Origin of the sequence: Arthrobacter sp. NicSoilC5 (assembly GCF_019977395.1) — a bacterium.
In the GTDB taxonomy this organism is placed as follows: Bacteria; Actinomycetota; Actinomycetes; order Actinomycetales; family Micrococcaceae; genus Arthrobacter.
Genome location: NZ_AP024660.1, coordinates 1,016,968 through 1,035,120 on the forward strand (window position 1 = coordinate 1,016,968; position 18,153 = coordinate 1,035,120).

Sequence of the window (18,153 nt, forward strand, 5' to 3'; positions counted from 1 at the left end):
GCTCCACGAAACCCCCCGCGCAGAGGATGGTGGGCGTCCATGGATGGGATCCAGGGCAGGCGCAGGACCTGGCGGCTGGCTGCGTCCCTCCTTCTCGCCGGCGTGGCGGCCTCGATTCTTGCCGGCGTGTTCCACGCCGAATCCCACGACGCGAACGACCACGTTGCCTCATTCACCGCCTACGCCGAAAGCGGCGTGTGGACCGCTGTCCATCTGGGCCAGTTCATAGGCATGGCCTTGGTGTGCGCCGGCCTGGTTGCCCTCTGGCCCGCCGTCGACATCCAGCGGCACGCCGTGTCCTGGACTGCCCGCTTCGGTGTCCTCTCCGCAGCTGCCGCCCTGGCGCTCTATGCAGCCCTGCAGGCGGTGGACGGCGTGGCACTGAAGCAGGCGGTGGATGCCTGGGCCGCCGCGCCCGAGCCGGAGAAACCGGCACGGTTCGCCACGGCAGAGGGCATCCGGTGGCTGGAATGGGGAATGCGCAGCTACCAGAACTTCCTGCTGGGCACCGCGCTGGTGCTTCTGGGTGTTGTTGTCGCAGCGGCCCGCGACGTTTCCCGCATGATCGGCTACCTCATGGCACTGTCCGGGCTGGCATACCTGGCCCAGGGCTGGATCATCGGGGTATCAGGATTTTCGGCGGCAAACACGCTGCCCACCTTGGTGGGCATCGTGGCGATCCTCGCATGGACCGTGTGGCTGCTGGTGAGCGCCCTGAGGATGAAAGAGGCGGCGCCGGCAGGCCACATGGGGTGACCTGCCGGCGTGCGGCCCGTCTCGGTCAGCGTGCCGTTTCCAGCAGTCCTGCCCGGACGGCTTGCGTGGCCTTGACCAGGTTCCGCAGGGATTCCTCAGTTTCGGCGTGGCCGCGGGTCTTCAGGCCGCAGTCAGGGTTGACCCAGAGCTGGCGGGACGGTACATGCCGGACGGCGGTGCTGATCAGCTCAGTGACTTCCTGCTCGCCGGGAACGCGCGGGGAGTGGATGTCGTAGACGCCGCGGCCAAAGCCGCGTGGCCTCAAGGTCGTGGACAACCTCCATGCGGGAACGGGCGGCCTCGATGGAGCGGTGCCGGGACGGCGTTCAGCTGGCCAGCTGGGGCCGGGCAACGGCAGCCCGGGCGTGGCTGCTGCGGTGGTGGCGCGGCAGGGCCAGCTTGTCCAGCACTTCCAGGGCACTCTGGTGCTCGTTGAAGGTGTAGAGGTGGATTCCGGGGGCGCCGGCATCGAGGGCGGCGTTGGCGAGGTCGACGGTGGCGTCTACGCCGATGTGGAGCCTATCAATGTCGTTGTCCGCAGCCGCGAGGCGTTCCATCAGCCTGGGCGCCGGTTCCACTCCTGCCAACTCCCCCAGCCGCTTGAGGCGGCGGAGGCTGGTGAACGGCATGACGCCGGGGATGATGGGAATGGTCACGCCGGCACGGCGGGCCCGCGTGAGCAGGTCCTCATACTGCGCGGCTTCGAAAAACACCTGGGTGATGGCGAAATCGGCGCCGGAACGCTGCTTGGCGAGAAGCACTTCGACGTCGTGGTCCTCGCTGGGTGACTCCGGGTGGCGGGTGGGATAGGCAGCCACGCCAACAGCGATCTTTCCGGCACAGAGCAGGGCCGAACGGCGCTGCTCCACGCGGCGGATGAGGTCGATCAGGTGCTGGGCGTACCGCAGGGACCCGGCCGCCGGCTGGGCACTGTCCTTGGGGAGGTCGCCGCGCAAGGCGAGAATGCCGCGCACCCCGATGTCCAGCAGGTCGCCGATGATCGCCGCAAGTTCCTGGGGGGTGTTGCCCACACAGGTCAGGTGGGCCAGGGGCCGCAGGGTGGTTTCGACCAGGAGCCGGTTGATGAGCTCGAGGGCGGTGTCCCGGTTTGATCCGCTGGCGCCGTACGTCACGGAGACGTAGTCGGGCTCGGTGGTCTCCAACTCGCGGATCGTGGTCCAGAGGGTTTCCGCCGCCGCGGGCGAACGCGGCGGGAACAGTTCATAGGAGAGCGCCACCGGGGCGGTCTCGGGCAACTGGGGATGTGCGTCAATAAGGCTTGGTGGTGACATTTGCGTCCTTGGCTTTTGGGCCATTGGGGATGCCTGCCTGAAGGGGGCGGACAACCGGCAATGAATTTGAGTTTGGGAACACGGAGGGACTCCACGAGGACGCAGCCGCGACTGCACGCCTGGAATGAAGTAGTCCGTGAGCAAATGTCAGGCCCACATGGGGGCACCCACACCCTCCGGAGCGGAGGATCGCTGACACGTTACCGCGGTAACTTGTCTACGACTCTAGGGGGCAGGCGGTCCGGGGACAAGTCGGCACCGAATTAAGACGCAGTTTTACAGGTTGTTTCTTCCGCCAACAGAATTTTCTTCGCCCACAACCGTTCCTACCAGGGCCGCTCCGGCGCGGTCCCGCCGTTGCTGTCCAGGAACTCCTCCCGTTCGCGCCCGCTGTTCCGCTCGCGCTCGGCCTGCCGCGCACTGTCCTGCAGCTGGCCCAGTTGGCTCTGCCGCGTGTCACCGGATGGGTCCGGAGACGGCTCGCCCGCCTGCGCAGGGTCCTGCGCCGCTTTTTGTCCCGCAGCCCCCAGTTTGTCTTCGAGCCGCCCTTCAGCGTTCGACAACCGGCTGCCCGCTCCATCCTCCGCGTCGTTGGACCGGCAGCTTTCCGGCGCCCGCCCGGCAACGTCCAGCGCCTGCCTGAAGAGTGGAACGGCCGACGCCGGGTCGCCGGCCTGGAGGCGCTGGTCACCAAGGCGTTCAATCACCAGGACCAGGTTCACCCGAACCAGGCATTCGTCGCCCGAGCCTGCCGGGACCATCTGCAGTGACTGTTCAAACAGGGCTCTGGCAGCCCCGTCATCACCGGCCAGCACGGAAGCGTCCCCCGCGGCGAACGGCGCCTTGTGCGGCTCCACCAGGTTGGCTATTCCCAGGCCGCCGGCCGCCGTGCCCACAGTGGATGCGCTTCCGGCCTCGAAACCGGCGGCGGCCTGACGGGCGAGGATACCCAGGCTGAGGAGCTTGGCGGCGAAGCACAGTATGAGGAGCACCGGCAGCACGGACCACAGCAGCAGCCGGCGCCTGCGGACCGTGGCGTTCACCGTACCCCCCTTTCGCCGGGAGAAGGCCGAAACCCGCGAAGCTGCCGCAGGATGCCCACCGCTTCCGGCACGGCCAGCAGGAAAGCTCCGGCGGCGAAGATCCAATAAAGCTCAGTGGCCGCGGCCAGCGAACCGTCCTGGTCTGACCGTTCGGCCCTGCCGGGGTGCGCCTGTTCCATCATGGCCGCCACCGGATCGCCGGCAGCACGGTGGACATAGGGCACGCCCAGCTGGGAGGCAACGGTCCGCAGCCGGCCTTCGTCGATGACCGACAGTGCGTCCCCCGCGCCGCCAGCCCGGGTGTCCTGCACGTACTCCGCCGGCGCCCGCGGAACGTTCCCTCCCCCGGTTCCCCCGCCGTCGGAGGCCTGGCCGGTGTTCTCCTTCATCCGGCCGCCGCCGGGCGTCCCGTAACCCAGCACCGCTCCCCCGGCCACCAATCCGCCGTCGACCTTCATGGCCTCAGGCTCATTGCCGCTGGTTTGCTCACCGTCCCCCAGGTAGTACACCAGCCTGGGCCGCCCGGGCTGGCTGTCCCGGGCAGCGGCCAGACGCTCGAAAAGCACCTCCCTGGCGGCGGTGATGCTGCTGCCCCTCGCATAGGCGGTCACCTGTGGTTCCATGACGTCCGTGATGGTCTCAAGCGCCAGCGTGTCGGTGCTGAGCGGCATCCGGACGTGCGCGGTGGTGTCGAAGGTGATCACGGAGAAACGGGCGCCGGGCAGCCGTTCTGCGATGGCCTTGATGTCCTTGCGGACGCCCTCCAGGCGCGGAGAGCCATTGCCGTAGTCCTCGGCCACCATGCTGGTGGTGGTGTCCACCACGAAGAACACGTTGAGGTCGGCTGTGGCAGCCTGCACGGAGCCGCCGGGCACGCTGGGCCGCAGGACTGCTGCCAGGAGCACCAGGACGATGGCCCCCCGCCGCAGCCACGCCCTGCTGCGCAGCGGTGTCGGCTGCAGGCGCCACAGGATTGCGCACAGGACCAGCCCGGACAACAACGCAACACCCAGCGGCAGGGCCGGAACTTCTGAGAACACGGCGCGTGGCGCCCCCTGGATCCCCGCCGTTTCGGTTCGCTCCACGGCGGCGACAATTCCCGGCACAGCATCGGGACTGTCCAGGGCGTAGTACGAACCGCCGGTGGACTCCGCTGCAGCACGCAGCTGGGCACCGGGCTGGTCGGAACCGCTGCCGTAGTCCAGGTCGCCCGGATTCAAGGCGTAGACGCGCACGGACCGCTCCTTGGCCAGCTGCGCAGCCTGCTCCAGGGTCATGATCGGCTTGCCGGAAAGGAAGTTGTCCGTGGCCAGCGCCACCGACCGCGAGCGCGTCGGCGTACTGCCCCCGCCTGCGGCGGTCCCGGCAGCAGCGGAGGATCCGCCGGTGCTGCCTGGGAAGCTGTTGAGGCAGGATGCCAGGCCGTCACCAATCAGGGACGATCCCCTGCCGCTCCAGGTGCCGTCCAGGAATCCGGAACTGCCGGGCTTGCCGTTGAAGGCGTCTTTGGCGCCCTGGAGCTGCTCCTGGGCGTAGGCGTAGTCGTCGGTCAGCGGAAAGACCTGGATGGCGCTGCTGTCGAAAATGGTCAGGCCGATCCGCTCGCCGTCGAAGTCTTTCGCCAGCCCGGCGAAGACGTCCACTACCGCGGCGTCGGCACTGCTCATGGAGCCGGACGCATCCAGACACAGCATGATGTCGCGGTTGTGCTGCTCCGGGCGGATGGTGGTCACGTCAGCCGGCCGTGCTGCCGCAACAGCCGCAGAGGCCAGCAGCACCGCGCAGGCCGTTCCGGCCGCGGCCAGCAGGCGGCGGTGGCGCCTGAGGGCTGCCTGGTATTCCGGGAGCCGCGTGAGCCTGTCGGCGTGCGCCACGGGCCGTCGTCGTTCATTGGGGCGCCGGTTCCTGCGCAACGCGATCCATGCCGCAGCCCCGGCAGCAACAGCGGCGGGCGGCAGCAGCCACCAGAAGATCAGTTCCACGCCCGCACCGCCTCGGAAGCCCTTGCCGCCGACGCAGTGACAGATGGCAGCGGGCCGGGCCCGAACTCGGCGGGGTAAAGGGCTTCGATAACAGCGGCGGCCGCCGGGAGGGGGTGCCGGGCCAGGTCCTGGTGGGTCATCCTGGTGGCATCGACACCCGTTGCGTCCCGGACAAACCCGCGCAGCAGGAGGCTGATCTCCTGGTGCGCGGCACGTTCGGCAAGGTTTCCGGCCGCCGCTTCCCGGTCCACATCCTGGATGCGCTGGAGGTACGCCGCCTTGAGTGCAGGCAGTTCCGTCAGGGCGGACCGGGAGCCGGCGCTGCCGGGTTGGGAGCGGGCAGCCGGGCGGGTGGTGGCAAGCACGAAGACGTACCACCCGGCCACCAGGGCCAGGAGTGCCGCGCCGCACCACATCCAGGCGGGGCTGTACTGCAACGGGCCGTAGAAGCCGGGATCAGCCTGCACGCCGGTGCCTTTCCAGGAGGGCGAACAGGCCGGTGATGACGTCCCCGCTGCCGGCCACTTCACCCTCCGTGATCCCGGCCGCGCGCAACATGGCCTTCCGGCCCGCGCCGCGTTCTTCGGCGGCTGTGGCGTAGGCGGCCGCCACTGCCGCGGACGTGGCCGGCTGCCAGGCCAGGAGGGAGGAATCGGCCACGCTGTAGGAGTCCCCGCCGGCGTGTGGGCTTGCCCCGGCCACGGGTGAGGGCGCCAGTTCCGCGTCCCTGACCGTCAGCCAGAGGATCTCGTGCTGGGCGCGCAGCCGGCGCAGGAGCCGGCCGGTGGCATCGTCCGCGGCCAGTTCGTCAGCGACGACGAAGAGCAGGTAGCGGCCCTTGATGTTGCGCGCCACGTAGTCGAGCTGGTCCTGGATCCTGCTGGCTGCCGCTTCCAGGCCGGTGTGGGAGTCCACGTGCCGCAGCAGCCGTTCCAGGTGGGCCTCCCCGCTTTTAGCCGGGAAGGAACGGGTGGCCGATGAGTCACCGCATACCAGCCCCACCACGTCGCCGTGCCGGTGGGCCAGGTAGCCCAGGACGCCGAGGGACAGCACGGCGATGTCCTTTTTCACTTCCCCGGACAGCGCCTCCGCGGCCATGTTGCGCCCCGTGTCGGTGACGAGGAGGACAGTCTGGCGGCGGACAGCCACGTAACGCCGGATCAGGGGTGAGCCGTGGCGCGCCGACGCTTTCCAGTCGATATCGCGGACCTCGTCGCCGGGCACGTAGGCGCGCAGGTCATCGAAGTCCAGGCTGCGGCCCCTGAACACCGAGCCGTACTCGCCGTCGAGCATGCCGCGGGCTTTGCGGTGCGCGAAGATGGCCATCTTCGATTTCACACGCTGGAGGAGGCTGGCCATGCGGGGTCAAGGAGTCTGGACGGCGGCCACGACGGCGTCGATCACCGATTCCACGGGAACCTGCTCGGCCACCGCATCGAAGTTCAGGATAAGCCGGTGCCGCAGCACCCTGTGGGCCAGCGACCTGACGTCCTCGGGGATGACGTGGTCCCTGCCGTTCAGCAGCGCCACCGCACGGGCTGCCCGGCTGAAGGCGATGCTGGCACGGGGGCTGGCGCCGAACTCGATGAACCCGGCAAGCCTGGCGTCGATGTACTGGGACGCGTTCCGGGTCACGTACACCAGTCCCACGATGTAGTTGATGACGGCCGGATCGATGTAGATGCGGGTGGCCAGTTCCTGGATCTCGGTGACGGCATCCAGGGAGGCGGCTGCGGCGGGCTTCTGTCCGGGTGTGTAGACGCCGGCGTCGATCCTGCGGATGATCTCGGCCTCTTCCGCAGGACTGGGGTAGTCCAGGACGTCCTTGAGTATGAAGCGGTCCATCTGCGCCTCAGGCAACTGGTACGTGCCCTCCTGCTCGATGGGGTTCTGGGTGGCCAGGACCAGGAACGGGGAGGGCAGCCGGTAGTCCTGGCCGCCGATGGACGTCTGGCGTTCCTGCATCGCCTCCAGCATGGCGCTCTGCGTCTTGGCGCTGGAGCGGTTGATCTCATCCAGCAGCACGATGTTGGCGTGGACCGGGCCGAGCTGCGTGTGGAAGCTGCCCTTCGCGGCGTCGTAGATCTGGGTTCCCACGATGTCGCTGGGCAGCAGGTCCGGGGTGCACTGGATGCGGCGGAACTCACCGCTGACGGCGTCGGCCAGGGTCTGCGCGGCGGTGGTCTTGGCCAGTCCCGGGACGCTCTCCAGCAGGATGTGGCCGCCGGTCAGCAGGCCCACCAGCAGCGATTCCCGCAGCCGGGACTGCCCCACAACCTTCGCATCGAAACTGCGTGAGATGTTGGCGGCCACCTGCTGCGCCCTGGCCAGCTCCGCAGGCTGGATTCTTGCGGGCACACTGGTCGAAAGCACTGGTTTCCCCCTGATGACGGTTTTGGGCGCGCGGTCCGGGCCGGCCGGGTCCCGTCCGCCATCCTATCCAAGCCGGGCAGCCCGGGTCCGGCAATGGGCACCCCTCCCCATGCGGGTCCGGCAGGTCTATCCTTTTGCCATGATTGAGCTTCCAGCCAGTTACAAGGAATATCTCGCCGACAAGAGCCAGGTGGTCATCGACACGGTCAGGCCCGTCCTGATGCAGTCCGCGGCCGAAAAGCTGCACGGCGTCCGCGTGGTGGACACCCATCACGGCCACCAGGCCCACTTGGACGACACCCTGCCGTTCGGTGTGGTGCTTGAAGACATCGATTAGCCCCTGACAGCTCCCGACAGGGCCAGTGAGTTGCCGGACCCGCGCGCCACGATGGCGTAAAGGGCCAGGACAGGAACCGAATAGAGGATGGAGAATGCGGCCAGCTGGCCGTACGCCACTGCCCCGTGCTGACCGAAGAAGCTGAAGATCGATACTGCTGCCGGCTGCCTTCCCTCGGAGAGCAGCAGCACGAACGGGACGAAGAAGTTCCCCCAGGCCTGGATGAACACGAAGATGAACACTACGCCCAGGCCCGGGCCCACAAGGGGAAGCACGATTGAACGCAGCCCGGCCAGCCTGGAGGCGCCGTCCACCCAGGCTGCTTCCTCCAGAGCCAGCGGTACGGCGTCCATGAAGTTCCTGGTCATCCAGATCGCCATGGGCAAGCTGGTGGCGGCCAGGAACAGCACCGTGGCCGGCAGGGAATCCAGCAGGCGGAGCTGCACGAACAGGCCGTAAACCGGCACCATGATGGCCGTGATGGGCAGGCAGGTACCGAACAGGATGCCGTACATGAAGGGCGTCGTGAAGCGTGACCGGTAGCGGGACAGGGGGTAGGCGGCAAGCACGGCCGCCGCCAGCGTCACCAGCCCGGTACCCGCGGACAGCAGGAGGCTGTTCCACAGCGGGCGGAAGAGCAGTTCAGGAGTCAGGACGGCGGCGAAGTTATCCAGTCCGGGCTGTTGGGGGACCTTGACCGCGTGCCCGGCGGAGGGGTCCACTGAACCGAGGACCAGCCAGAGCAGGGGCAGCAGGAAGCAGGCGCCGGTCAGCAGCAGGGCCACGTCCACCCAGGTGCTGCGGGCAAGTACGTTGCGGGCGGTCACGGTCTCTGCTCCCTGAGGAGGCGGAGGTAGGCTGCCCCGAACACTGCGCCGATGAGGATCAGGACCGTAGCGACGGCAGTGCCGTAGCCGATGTCCCCGAATTTGAAGGCTTCCTGGTAGGCCATAACGGGGAGCGTGGTGCTGCCGTTGGCAGGGCCCCCGGCGGTCATGACCCAAATCAGGGTGAAGACGGCGAGTGTCTGCAGCGTGACCAGCATCAGGTTGGTGGCAATGCTGCCCCGGATCACGGGCAGCGTGATGAACGCCAGCCGCTGCCAGGCGCCCGCTCCGTCCATCTGCGCGGCCTCGGTCAGCTCGCCGGGGACCCCACTGAGTGCGGACCGGTACACCAGCATGGAAAAGGCGGTTCCGCGCCACACGTTGGCCAGGATCACGGCCGCCATGGGAACCGTATAGAGCCAGTCGGTTTCCGGCACCCCCAGCCTGCCCAGGAGTTGGTTGAGTGTCCCGTCGCGGCTGAAAAAGGCGTAGGCCGCGAACGCCGCCACGATCTCCGGCAGGACCCAGGCGGCCACGACGGCGGTCCCAACGGTTGCGGAGACCACGGGCCGTGCACGCCGCATCAGGACCGCAAGGGCGAGCCCCAGTACGTTCTGGCCCAGGATCGCCGAACCGGCGACGAACAGGACGGTCAGGGCCAGCGAAAGCGGAAGGACCGGGTCCTGCAGCAGCCGCTGGTAGTTGTCCAGCCCCACCCATTCGGGGTTCCTGGCATGCCGGCCGGTCAGTCCGGCGTTGGTGAGCGAGGCGTGGAAAGCCCACAGCACGGGGCCGGCGAGGAACACGAGCAGGAGCACGGCGGCGGGAAGGACCGGCAGATAGCGAAGCACTTGCCGTGTGCGGTGGCTGGCGGGCACCGCTACTTCCGGATGGTTTTGTCGCCGCCCACAATGCCGGCCACGGCCGTGTCATAATCCGCCGCCGCCTGCTCCGGCGTCCTGCTGCCGGTGATCACGGCCTCGGTGGCCTCCTGCACGGCAGCGGAGATGCGTGGATAGTCGGACGTCGCGGGCCGGTACCTGGTGACCGCGACCAGGCTGGACACGTCCTTCACGAACGGGTTGGCCGACTGGTAGCCGGGGTCGGCGGCGACGTCGGTGCGGACGGCGATCTGCGAGCTGTCCACCGTGAACGCCAGGGAGTTCTTTGCGTTCAGGGCGGTGGTCAGGAAATTGAACGCGAGGTCGGGCTGCTTGGTTTCCGCGCCCAGGGCCAACGTCCACCCTCCGGACATGCTCACTGCACCGGGCTCGGCCCCGGTCTGGGTTGGGAACGGTGCCACTGCCATGTCCTGCCCGTAGCCCGGCCAGGCATAGCTTCCGCCGTCCTGCCAGAACGACGGCGCGTAGGAGCCTTCCACGGTTGCGCCAAGTTTTGCCTTGGGGAACCATTCGCCGAACACCTTCTTCCAGATGTTCGGGTCCAGCGCCTCGGCCGGGGGAACTGCGAGCTTTTCCCCATAGAGGGTTTCGAGGAAGGTGAGCGAATCCTTGAAGCCGGCCGAGCCAACGACCCACTTTTTCGAATCCTGGTCATAAAGGCCCGCGCCGGTGCCGTACAGGAGCTCGTAGAAACCCTGCATCACGCTTCCTTCACCGGTGCCCTTGCCGGCATACATGTTGAAGGGGATCACATCCGGCTGGGAGGCTTTGATCTTCCTGGCGGTGTCCAGGATGTCCTGCCAGCTGGACGGACGCCACGGCAGGCCGATGCCGGCAGCCTCAAAAACCTTCTTGTTGTACCAGATGGCGCGCGTGTCGGTGCCCAGCGGCACCGCGTACGTGCCGCCGTCGTCCGCTTTGCCTGCTTCCTTGGCGCCCGCGTCAAACGTGTTCCAGTCCCCCCACCCGGACAGGCGGCTGTCGAGGTTCAGGAGGTAGCCGGCGTCCACGTCGGAGCGGACCTTGAACGTGTCCTCGTAGAAGACGTCCGGGGCGGTGGAGGGCGACCGCAGCGCCAGGGCCAGCTTGGTGCCGTAGTCGTCGTCATTGGCCTGGATGGGCTGCAGTTCGATCGTGACGCCCTGGTTTGCGGCTTCGAACTCCTTCTTCGCGTTCTGGAACATGGTGTCCAGCGCGGTGAACGAGTCTGTCTTCTGGTATGCCACCTTGATGGTCCTGTTTCCGCCCGCCGGATCGGCAGGCGTGCAGGCTGCGAGGACCATGACCGCGGCGGCCACCACGGATAATGTCTTGGATGCCCGGCGAAACATGTCGCGGTCAGCTTTCCAGCAGGAGCCGTTGGGCGCGGGGCGCGAGCGTATGTTCAAGGACCAGCGAGGCTGCGCCGATGGCGCCCACGTCCTCCCCCACCCCGGTGCCCACAACTTCGATGGGGTGGATCAGGCGGGCGGCGCTGTTGGCATCCAGCAGCGGCGGGACCAGTTCGAGGTAGCGCTGCGACAGGCAGGTCCAGAACGGGCCACCGAAAACCACCCGTTCAACATCCAGGGTGTTGGTGACCACCGATACCGCCCGGGCAACCAGGACGGCGGATTTGTCCAGGATGGCGGCGGCACCTTCGTCCCCTGCGTACGCACGGGCGCACAGCTCGGAAAAGCTCTGCTGGATTTCGGCGGCGCTCCCGGCCTGCGCGCCCTCCAGGATTCCCGCGGCCACCGCTTCCGCCACCAGGACCTGCGGAATGGCGGAGGATTTGACGCAGCCGCGCTGTCCGCAGTCGCAAAGGGGTCCGCCCGGGTCCACGATGATGTGGCCGATTTCGCCGGCGTTGCCGGACGTCCCCCGGACCACTTCATCGTTGAGGACGATCCCGCAGCCGATGCCGGTACCCATGTACATGAACACGAAACTGCCGGCGCCGCTGGGGCCGCCGGCCCACGTTTCCGCCACGGCAGCGCTGGTCACATCCTTGTCCACCAGCACGGAGTAGCCGGTGGCCTTGGCCAGGGCGTCCCGCAGTTCCACCCGGTCCCACCCGGGAAGAAGCGGCGGGTCCACCACAGTGCCGTGGTCGAGGTCGATGGGGCCGGGAGCGGCCACTCCGAGTCCTGCGATGCGGCCCTGGTCCACGCCGGAATCCTCCACGAGCTGGGCCAGCTCCGCGGCGATGGTGGCAATGACGGCGGCCGGATCGTTTCCGCCGGGGGTCTTGATCCGTGAGTGCCGTACCACCGCTCCGACGAGGTCCAGCACCACGAACGTTGTCACGGCCGGGTCCAGGTGGACCCCCAGGGCGTACATGCCACCGGGGTTGAGGCGGAGGATGGTGCGCGGCTTGCCGGGGCCGCTGCCCTCCTTGCCTGCCTCGACGATCAGGTGCTGGTCCAGCAGCCGGCGGGAAATGTTCGAAATGGTCTGGGGCGACAGGCCGACGATCTGGGCGAGTTCCACCCGGCTGAGTCCCCCGGACGTCCTGCGGATTGCGTCGAGGATGACGGTGAGGTTGAAGTCCCCCATCCTGGGCAAGTTGGTTCCGCGCCTCGGAGAGGATTGGCGGATCTCAGACACTGTGTCCCCTAAACGTCTTCGGCTACCTGGCGGTGGTGATGCTTTGAATCGTACGTCAAGCGTGCGCCCGCGCCCACATGCGCGGGCAGCGGCGCGGCGGATGTTTTGGCCGGTGAGGCCGGGGATTGGCTCACCGTGAGCTGCGTGTGCTGCGGGTGACCGTGAACTTTGGGTTCCGGCCCTCTACCACCGTGGGTCCTACGTGCCGCTCCAGGGCCGCGAGGTAGGCCAGGTGCCGGTTGTAGACCGTCCACAGCTCGCCGCCGGGCGCCAGGACCCGTCCCGCCGCTTCGATCATTTTCAGCCCCGCACCGGCGTGCACACCGGCACCAACGTGGAACGGCGGGTTCAGGAGTACGGCGTCCACCGAGCCGTCAGGGAAGGTGCTGAGCGCGTCGTCCTGCAGCACCGTGATCCGGTCCGCAAGTCCATTCAGGCGGGCGGTGGCCAGCGCGGACTGCACGGCGGCCGCCGATTGGTCCGTTGCAGTGACGGCGGCGGAAGGGAACTGCCTGGCATACATCGCGGCGAGGATGCCGGTGCCGCATCCGAGGTCGACGGCGTGCTGCGCCGGCTTCATGGCGGGCAGGAACGTCAGCAGGAAGCGTGTGCCGATGTCCAGCCGGGCGCCGGCAAAAACAGCGCCGTGCGCGGCCACGTCCAGGTCCAGCCCGTCAAGGTGCTCCACCACGGGAAAGCGGGGGGCGGCCGTGGCGGTTTTGGGGCCGGCAGCAAGGAGAACCCGCGATTTTTGCCGTGCGAGCTGGGGCTGCACGGAAACGAAGTACCGTTCAAGGACCGCATTCATGCCCAGTGACATGTGCTTCACCCGGCCACCCGCCAGCAGGCGGACATCCGGCGCGGCGTGCCCGGCCACGGCGGCAGCGATCTCCTCCAGCTCCGCCAGGGTCTTGGGGAGCTGCAGCAGGACGGTGTCCGCTCCGGCCAGCAGTTCGGGCCCCAGGGGCAGCTGCACGAAACCGGACCCGGCGCTGTCCGCCGGAAGCCCGGCAGCCTCACGCCTGGCCGACAGTTCGGCAGCGTTAAGCCGCAGCGCCCGTTCCCCGGTGACCAGGTCCTGGTGTACGCGCAGCGAGTCCGGGGCAAGCAGTTCGGAGGCGCCGAGCGTCAACGCCCCGTAGCGGTCCCCGATGACGGCCACGGCAGTGCCTGCCCGCCCAAGCTGCACCGCGGTCTCCAGCAGCAGCCTGTCGGTGGCGTCCCACGCCTGCAGGTTGGGGGCCTCAACATCGGGCCGCCGGCGCAGTGCGTCGAAGATGTCCGCCAGGGTGTTTACTGCCACCGGTGTCCTGCCGCCTTCTGTTGCTTTTGCCGGCCCCGGGACCCGGGGCATCACCCCAACGTTACCGTTTCCGCTGCCGCCGCAATGCCCGGCAGCTTCAGGATCGCAGCCACTGCTGCGCGCCCCGCCCGGTTGGCGCCAATGGTGGACGACGACGGGCCGTAACCCACCAGGTGGACGCGCGGCTCGGCTGCCACCTGGGTTCCGTCCATGGCGATCCCGCCGCCCGGCCCCCGCAGGTGAAGCGGCGCCAGGTGTTCCAGTTCGGCCCTGAAGCCGGTGGCCCAGAGGATGACGTCGGCCCTCAGCAGGCTGCCGTCGGCGCGGCGGACACCCCCGGGTTCGATGGAGGTGAACATGGGCTGCCGGTCCAGGGCGCCCCGCTCCCTGGCTGCGCGCAGGGCGGGCGTCCAGATAAGGCCCGTCACCGAGACAACGCTTTGCGGCGGAAGCCCCTGGCGGACCCGCTCCTCCACGAGCGCCACGGCGTCGTGGCCCGCCCTGGCATCAAACCCAGCGTCGCGCCAGACCGGTTCCCTGCGGGTGAACCAACTGGTGGTGGTGATGCGTGATATCTCCTCGAGCAGACCCACGGCGGAGATGCCCCCGCCCACCACGATCACATGCCGGCCGCGGAACTCCTCCGCGGAGACGTAGTCGGCCACGTGCAGCTGCCTGCCGCGGAACGTTGACTGCCCCGGATAAATGGGCCAGAACGGACGGGTCCACGTGCCCGTGGCGTTGATGAGTGCTTTGGCGCTCCAGTCGCCGTCGGACGTTTCGATCCGCAGCCGCCCCGCCGGATCGCCGTCTTCACGCCTGACGGCCCGGACCTTGACGGGGCGGTGGACGTTAAGGCCCACCTCGGCCTCATAGGTCCCGAAATAGCGGGTCAGGAACTCGGAGCTGGGTTCGGCAGGATCCACGTCGGGTTTGGCGATGCCGGGCAGGTCACTGATCCCATTGACGGTGCCCATGCGCAGGCTCTTCCAGCGGTGCCGCCATGCGCCCCCGGGACCTTCCTCGGCGTCGAGCACGGCAAAGTCCAGCCCCCGGCGCTGCAGGTGGTACGCGGCCGACAGGCCTGCCTGGCCCGCCCCGATGACCACCACATCGGTTGGGTCAGGAATCACTCCCTCATGATAGTCGTGGAGGGCAGCCCGGCCGTAGGGTGGGCGCATGGACACTGACGCAGCATCAGCGGGAACCGGAACCACTGGGCACGCCGCCCGGCTGGAAAAGGCCCTGGGAGTGGTTTTGGGGACCGGGCAGATACCCCTTCGGTTGCGGGCCTGGGACGGCTCGGAAGCCGGCCCGCCGGACGCGCCGGTGCTGGAGTTCAAGTCCCGCAAGGCACTGCGGCGCATGCTCTGGTCACCGGGGCAGCTGGGTCTGAGCCGGGCGTACGTGGCAGGCGACATCGAGGCCCCCGGTGACATCTTCGCAGCCTTTACGGCCTTGAGTTCAGCGGGCAAGTTCGCGGAGCCCGGTCCGTTCCGCCCGCTGTCCGCCGGTGAGCTCTGGCTGCTGCTGCGCTCCGCAGCCCGGCTTGGCGCCATTGGACCCAACCCTGCTCCGCCACCCGAGGAGGCGCGCGTCGCGAAGAAGGGCCGGATGCACTCCCGGGGCCGGGATTCGGCCGCCATCTCGCATCATTACGACGTCGGCAACGACTTCTACGCCCTGGTGCTGGGACCGTCCATGGTCTACTCGTGCGCTGTGTGGCCGGACGGCCCTGTCACCGGGGGCGCAGCAGCTGCCGGGTCGGGTCTGGAACCGGAGGCTGGGGCTGATGATGGCTTGGGTGATGGCCTCGACGCCGCGCAGGAGGACAAGCTGGACCTTGTCTGCCGCAAGCTGGGCCTTCAGCCCGGAATGCGGGTCCTCGACGTGGGATGCGGGTGGGGCAGCTTCGCCCTCCACGCTGCGGCCAGGTATGGCGCCACGGTGGTGGGCGTGACGCTGTCAACGGAGCAGGCCACGCTGGCGCGTAAGCGTGCAGCAGACGCCGGCCTCACGGGCAGTATCGAAATCCGGGTCCAGGATTACCGCGACGTGCAGGACGGGCCGTACGACGCCATCAGTTCCATCGGCATGTCAGAGCACGTGGGACGGGCCCAGACCCCCGAGTACGCCGCCGCGCTCTTCGGGCTGCTGCGCCCCGGTGGACGGCTGCTGAACCACGCCATCTCCTGGAACGCGGGCCCCACCGCCCCCGATCCCGACTCGTTCATCCCCCGCTACGTGTTCCCCGACGGTGAAATGATCAGCCTCGGCGAGATGGTGTCCGCCCTGGAAACTGCCCGGTTCGAAGTCCTCGACGTGGAGGCGCTGCGGCCCCATTATGCACTGACCCTCCGGGCCTGGGTCAGGCGGTTGGAGCAGAACTGGGCGGAAGCGATACGCCTGGCCGGGGAGGGGCGCGCACGGGTGTGGCGGCTGTACATGGCAGCCAGCGCCATTGGATTCGAAAATGGACTCACCGGAGTCAACCAGGTCCTGGTCCGCCGGCCGGGCGGGGAGGAACCGCCGTTGCGCCGGACTTCCTGGCTGTGACGAAAGCGCTGTGGCGAAAGCGCCCTCCTGCCGGGACGTAACCCGGCAGGAGGGTGGCTTGGTGACCCCGGGGCCAGGCCTCAGTTCGGCTAGGCCACCGGGGAAGGTCCGCCAGGCTGGGTGAAATGCTGGGTTTTTTCGATCTGCACCACTTTAGGATCCGTTTCGTCGGCGGCGTAGTCCGTGGGCCGGGTGAGGTCTTCGCCGGTCCGGACCTTGAGGGCCCGCATCACCAGGGTCAGCAAGGCGGCGACCACCAGGTTCAGCGCGAACGCCGACACCGCGATGTAGACGCTGAAGTCGGTGCCGGGGATCGGTGCCACCGACCCGCCGAAGTGCGCCTTGGTCACCGGGTTGACCACGTTGTAGGCGGAGACGGTTCCGAAGATGATGCCCACCGCCCAGCCGACCAGGAGGGCCCAGCGGTCAAACCACCGGGTGTAGAGGCCGGCCACGACGGCGGGGAAGGTCTGCAGGATCCAGATGCCGCCCAGCAGCTGCATGTTGATGGCCGCCGACTGGTCCATGGCGATCACGAAGACCAGGGCGCCCACCTTCACCACCAGGGAGACAATCTTGGACACCTTTGCCTCGGTCTTTGGATCGACGTCCGGGCGGATGAAGTCGCGGTAAATGTTCCGGGTGAACATGTTTGCCGCGGCAATGGACATGATCGCTGCCGGCACGAGGGCCCCGATGGCGATCGCGGCCAGTGCGATCCCGGCAAACCAGGCCGGGAAGTGGTCAAGGAACAGCTGGGGAACCACCAGCTGCGGATTGACTGATCCGTCCAGGTCGATCGGCTTGGTACCTGCCTTGATGGCCACGAAACCCAGCAGTGCCAGGAAGCCGAGCATCAGCGAGTACAGCGGCAGGATGGCGGCGTTGCGGCGGATGGTGTTGCGGGCCTTCGAGGCCAGCACCGCCGTCACCGAGTGCGGGTACATGAACAGCGCCATGGCCGAGCCGAGTGCCAGGGACCAGTAGGCGGAGTAGTTGGCCGCGCCGGGGACAAAGACCCCTGCCGGCTTGCCCGTGGCCTGGTTCACCGCGCCGAGCTTGGTCTGGGCTGCGCCAAAAATGGTGTCCCAGCCACCGAATTTGATGGGCAGGTAGATGACGGCCACAATGACGGCGAGGTAGATCAGCAGGTCCTTGACGACCGCGATCATCGCCGGGGCGCGCAGGCCCGAGGTGTAGGTGTATGCGGCCAGGACCACGAAGGCGAGGATCAGCGGCAGGTCGGTCAGCAGGACGTTGCCGGAGCTCCCCAAACCGAGCACGGTCAGCACCGCCTTGATGCCCACCAGCTGCAGCGCGATGTAGGGCATGGTGGCCACGATCCCGGTGACGGCGACGGCCAGGGACAGCCAGCGGCTGCCGTATCGGCCGCCCACGAAGTCCGCCGAGGTGACGTAGCCATGGCGGTGGGAGACGGACCACAACCGGCTCATGATGATGAAGATGATCGGATACAGGACGATCGTGTACGGCACGGCGAAGAAACCGCTCACGGCGCCGGTGGCCCACATTGCCGCCGGCACTGCCACAAAGGTGTAAGCGGTGTAGAGGTCTCCGCCCAACAGGAACCAGGTGATCCAGGTGCCGAAGCCACGCCCGCCCAGGCCCCACTCATCCAGGCTGTGCAGCCCCTCCACTTCCGTGCTGCGGCGCCACTTGGCGGCCAGGAAGCCCATCACGGCCACGATGACGAAGAGCAGCACCACAATGATCAGGGCTGTCCAGTTGATCTCGCGGGTGTTCATGGCCGGTCCCCTCCCAAGCCGGTCCCGGCGGAGGCAGCCCCTGCCTGGGGCGGGCCGCCTGCACGGGCCTCGGCCCGCCGTCGTCGGTCTTCCCTGGTGACCAGCCAGTACGCGCTGCCGGTCAGGATCGCGGAGACCGGCACCCACAGCAGCTGGTACCAGTAGAAGAACGGCATCCCGCCGAGCCGTGGCGCATCAAAAGCGTAGAGCTGCGGCATGAGGGGGAAGAGAATGGCGGCGGCCAGCAGGATGCCGGCGCCGATGTAGGGAGCGGGCCTGGCCGGTCCGCGGATGGCGGTGTCCCGCGTCAGGCGGGATTCTTCGGGAAAGGCTTCGCCGTCCGGCCTGTAGCCGTCTGCGTGGGACATCTGCGACCTCCTCGTCAGCCCGTCCCGCGGCCGCCGCCTTGGATGAAAGCAGTCCGGAG

Annotated in this window: 17 protein-coding genes and 1 pseudogene; 3 read left to right on the plus strand and 15 right to left on the minus strand. The window is 68.1% G+C overall.

Features of this window, described 5'->3' with window-relative positions; genetic code table 11:
• Window positions 1-39: 39 nt before the first annotated feature.
• Window positions 40-756, plus strand: a complete 717-nt coding sequence (locus LDO22_RS04705; protein WP_224026282.1) for a DUF4386 family protein — start codon at window positions 40-42, stop codon at window positions 754-756.
• Window positions 757-781: 25 nt separating this feature from the next.
• On the opposite strand, the pseudogene LDO22_RS04710 reads toward LDO22_RS04705, so the two are convergent.
• The 7 genes and pseudogenes from LDO22_RS04710 to LDO22_RS04740 form a co-directional block, all read right to left on the minus strand.
• Window positions 782-1,064 (minus strand): annotated as a pseudogene (locus LDO22_RS04710) (5-methyltetrahydropteroyltriglutamate--homocysteine S-methyltransferase); the annotation flags it as partial.
• A gap of 18 nt (window positions 1,065-1,082) precedes the next feature.
• Window positions 1,083-2,048 carry a methylenetetrahydrofolate reductase gene (locus tag LDO22_RS04715; protein ID WP_224026283.1) on the minus strand — a complete coding sequence of 322 codons (966 nt, stop codon included), beginning with the start codon at window positions 2,046-2,048 and terminating at the stop codon, window positions 1,083-1,085.
• Between the two features lie 326 nt (window positions 2,049-2,374).
• The gene (locus LDO22_RS04720) at window positions 2,375-3,091 is read right to left on the minus strand and encodes a hypothetical protein (protein WP_224026284.1); all 717 of its coding nucleotides are present in this window, start codon (window positions 3,089-3,091) and stop codon (window positions 2,375-2,377) included.
• Complete coding sequence (locus LDO22_RS04725) at window positions 3,088-5,073, minus strand: VWA domain-containing protein (RefSeq protein ID WP_224026285.1); 1,986 nt, start codon at window positions 5,071-5,073, stop codon at window positions 3,088-3,090. The genes LDO22_RS04720 and LDO22_RS04725 overlap by 4 nt, the downstream gene beginning before the upstream one ends.
• On the minus strand, window positions 5,064-5,540 hold the full coding sequence (locus LDO22_RS04730) for a hypothetical protein (protein ID WP_224026286.1): 477 nt from the start codon (window positions 5,538-5,540) through the stop codon (window positions 5,064-5,066). Before LDO22_RS04730 ends, LDO22_RS04725 begins: the two co-directional genes overlap by 10 nt.
• Window positions 5,530-6,432 (minus strand): DUF58 domain-containing protein, encoded by a 903-nt coding sequence (locus LDO22_RS04735; RefSeq protein ID WP_224026287.1) that lies wholly within the window; start codon window positions 6,430-6,432, stop codon window positions 5,530-5,532. The genes LDO22_RS04730 and LDO22_RS04735 overlap by 11 nt, the downstream gene beginning before the upstream one ends.
• Window positions 6,433-6,438: 6 nt before the next feature.
• A complete protein-coding gene (locus LDO22_RS04740; RefSeq protein ID WP_224026288.1) occupies window positions 6,439-7,446 on the minus strand; it encodes a MoxR family ATPase in 1,008 nt (335 codons plus the stop codon).
• Between the two features lie 109 nt (window positions 7,447-7,555).
• On the opposite strand from LDO22_RS04740, the gene LDO22_RS04745 reads away from it, so the two are divergent.
• Entirely contained in the window at window positions 7,556-7,783 is a 228-nt protein-coding gene (locus LDO22_RS04745) for a hypothetical protein (protein ID WP_159631819.1), read from the plus strand.
• Here LDO22_RS04745 and LDO22_RS04750 read toward each other — a convergent pair.
• The 6 genes from LDO22_RS04750 to LDO22_RS04775 form a co-directional block, all read right to left on the minus strand.
• The gene (locus LDO22_RS04750) at window positions 7,780-8,610 is read right to left on the minus strand and encodes a carbohydrate ABC transporter permease (RefSeq protein ID WP_224026289.1); all 831 of its coding nucleotides are present in this window, start codon (window positions 8,608-8,610) and stop codon (window positions 7,780-7,782) included. The genes LDO22_RS04745 and LDO22_RS04750 overlap by 4 nt on opposite strands.
• Window positions 8,607-9,488 carry a sugar ABC transporter permease gene (locus LDO22_RS04755; protein ID WP_224026290.1) on the minus strand — a complete coding sequence of 294 codons (882 nt, stop codon included), beginning with the start codon at window positions 9,486-9,488 and terminating at the stop codon, window positions 8,607-8,609. Before LDO22_RS04755 ends, LDO22_RS04750 begins: the two co-directional genes overlap by 4 nt.
• Window positions 9,489-9,490: 2 nt before the next feature.
• A complete protein-coding gene (locus tag LDO22_RS04760) occupies window positions 9,491-10,843 on the minus strand; it encodes an extracellular solute-binding protein (RefSeq protein WP_224026291.1) in 1,353 nt (450 codons plus the stop codon).
• A 7-nt stretch (window positions 10,844-10,850) separates the two neighbouring features.
• Window positions 10,851-12,050: an ROK family transcriptional regulator gene (locus LDO22_RS04765; protein WP_159631815.1), complete on the minus strand. Its 1,200-nt coding sequence runs from the start codon at window positions 12,048-12,050 to the stop codon at window positions 10,851-10,853.
• Between the two features lie 181 nt (window positions 12,051-12,231).
• Complete coding sequence (locus tag LDO22_RS04770) at window positions 12,232-13,404, minus strand: class I SAM-dependent methyltransferase (RefSeq protein WP_224026292.1); 1,173 nt, start codon at window positions 13,402-13,404, stop codon at window positions 12,232-12,234.
• Window positions 13,405-13,454: 50 nt separating this feature from the next.
• The gene (locus LDO22_RS04775; protein WP_224026293.1) at window positions 13,455-14,537 is read right to left on the minus strand and encodes an FAD-dependent oxidoreductase; all 1,083 of its coding nucleotides are present in this window, start codon (window positions 14,535-14,537) and stop codon (window positions 13,455-13,457) included.
• A gap of 46 nt (window positions 14,538-14,583) precedes the next feature.
• Here LDO22_RS04775 and LDO22_RS04780 point away from each other — a divergent pair, with 46 nt between their 5' ends.
• Window positions 14,584-15,960: a cyclopropane-fatty-acyl-phospholipid synthase family protein gene (locus LDO22_RS04780; protein ID WP_224026294.1), complete on the plus strand. Its 1,377-nt coding sequence runs from the start codon at window positions 14,584-14,586 to the stop codon at window positions 15,958-15,960.
• Between the two features lie 89 nt (window positions 15,961-16,049).
• On the opposite strand, the gene LDO22_RS04785 is transcribed toward LDO22_RS04780, so the two are convergent.
• A complete protein-coding gene (locus LDO22_RS04785) occupies window positions 16,050-17,726 on the minus strand; it encodes a sodium:solute symporter (RefSeq protein WP_224026295.1) in 1,677 nt (558 codons plus the stop codon).
• Window positions 17,723-18,094 (minus strand): DUF3311 domain-containing protein, encoded by a 372-nt coding sequence (locus LDO22_RS04790; RefSeq protein ID WP_224026296.1) that lies wholly within the window; start codon window positions 18,092-18,094, stop codon window positions 17,723-17,725. The genes LDO22_RS04785 and LDO22_RS04790 overlap by 4 nt, the downstream gene beginning before the upstream one ends.
• Window positions 18,095-18,153 lie beyond the last annotated feature (59 nt).

Excerpts from the sequence above, each read along its gene's own strand:
- LDO22_RS04705 (WP_224026282.1), top strand. The coding sequence starts at position 40 with ATGGATGGGATCCAGGGCAGGCGCAGGACCTGGCGGCTGGCTGCGTCC.
- LDO22_RS04715 (WP_224026283.1), bottom strand. The coding sequence starts at position 2,048 with ATGTCACCACCAAGCCTTATTGACGCACATCCCCAGTTGCCCGAGACC.
- LDO22_RS04735 (WP_224026287.1), bottom strand. The coding sequence starts at position 6,432 with ATGGCCAGCCTCCTCCAGCGTGTGAAATCGAAGATGGCCATCTTCGCG.
- LDO22_RS04745 (WP_159631819.1), top strand. The coding sequence starts at position 7,556 with ATGCGGGTCCGGCAGGTCTATCCTTTTGCCATGATTGAGCTTCCAGCC.
- LDO22_RS04760 (WP_224026291.1), bottom strand. The coding sequence starts at position 10,843 with ATGTTTCGCCGGGCATCCAAGACATTATCCGTGGTGGCCGCCGCGGTC.
- LDO22_RS04765 (WP_159631815.1), bottom strand. The coding sequence starts at position 12,050 with ATGGGGGACTTCAACCTCACCGTCATCCTCGACGCAATCCGCAGGACG.
- LDO22_RS04780 (WP_224026294.1), top strand. The coding sequence starts at position 14,584 with ATGGACACTGACGCAGCATCAGCGGGAACCGGAACCACTGGGCACGCC.
- LDO22_RS04785 (WP_224026295.1), bottom strand. The coding sequence starts at position 17,726 with ATGAACACCCGCGAGATCAACTGGACAGCCCTGATCATTGTGGTGCTG.
- LDO22_RS04790 (WP_224026296.1), bottom strand. The coding sequence starts at position 18,094 with ATGTCCCACGCAGACGGCTACAGGCCGGACGGCGAAGCCTTTCCCGAA.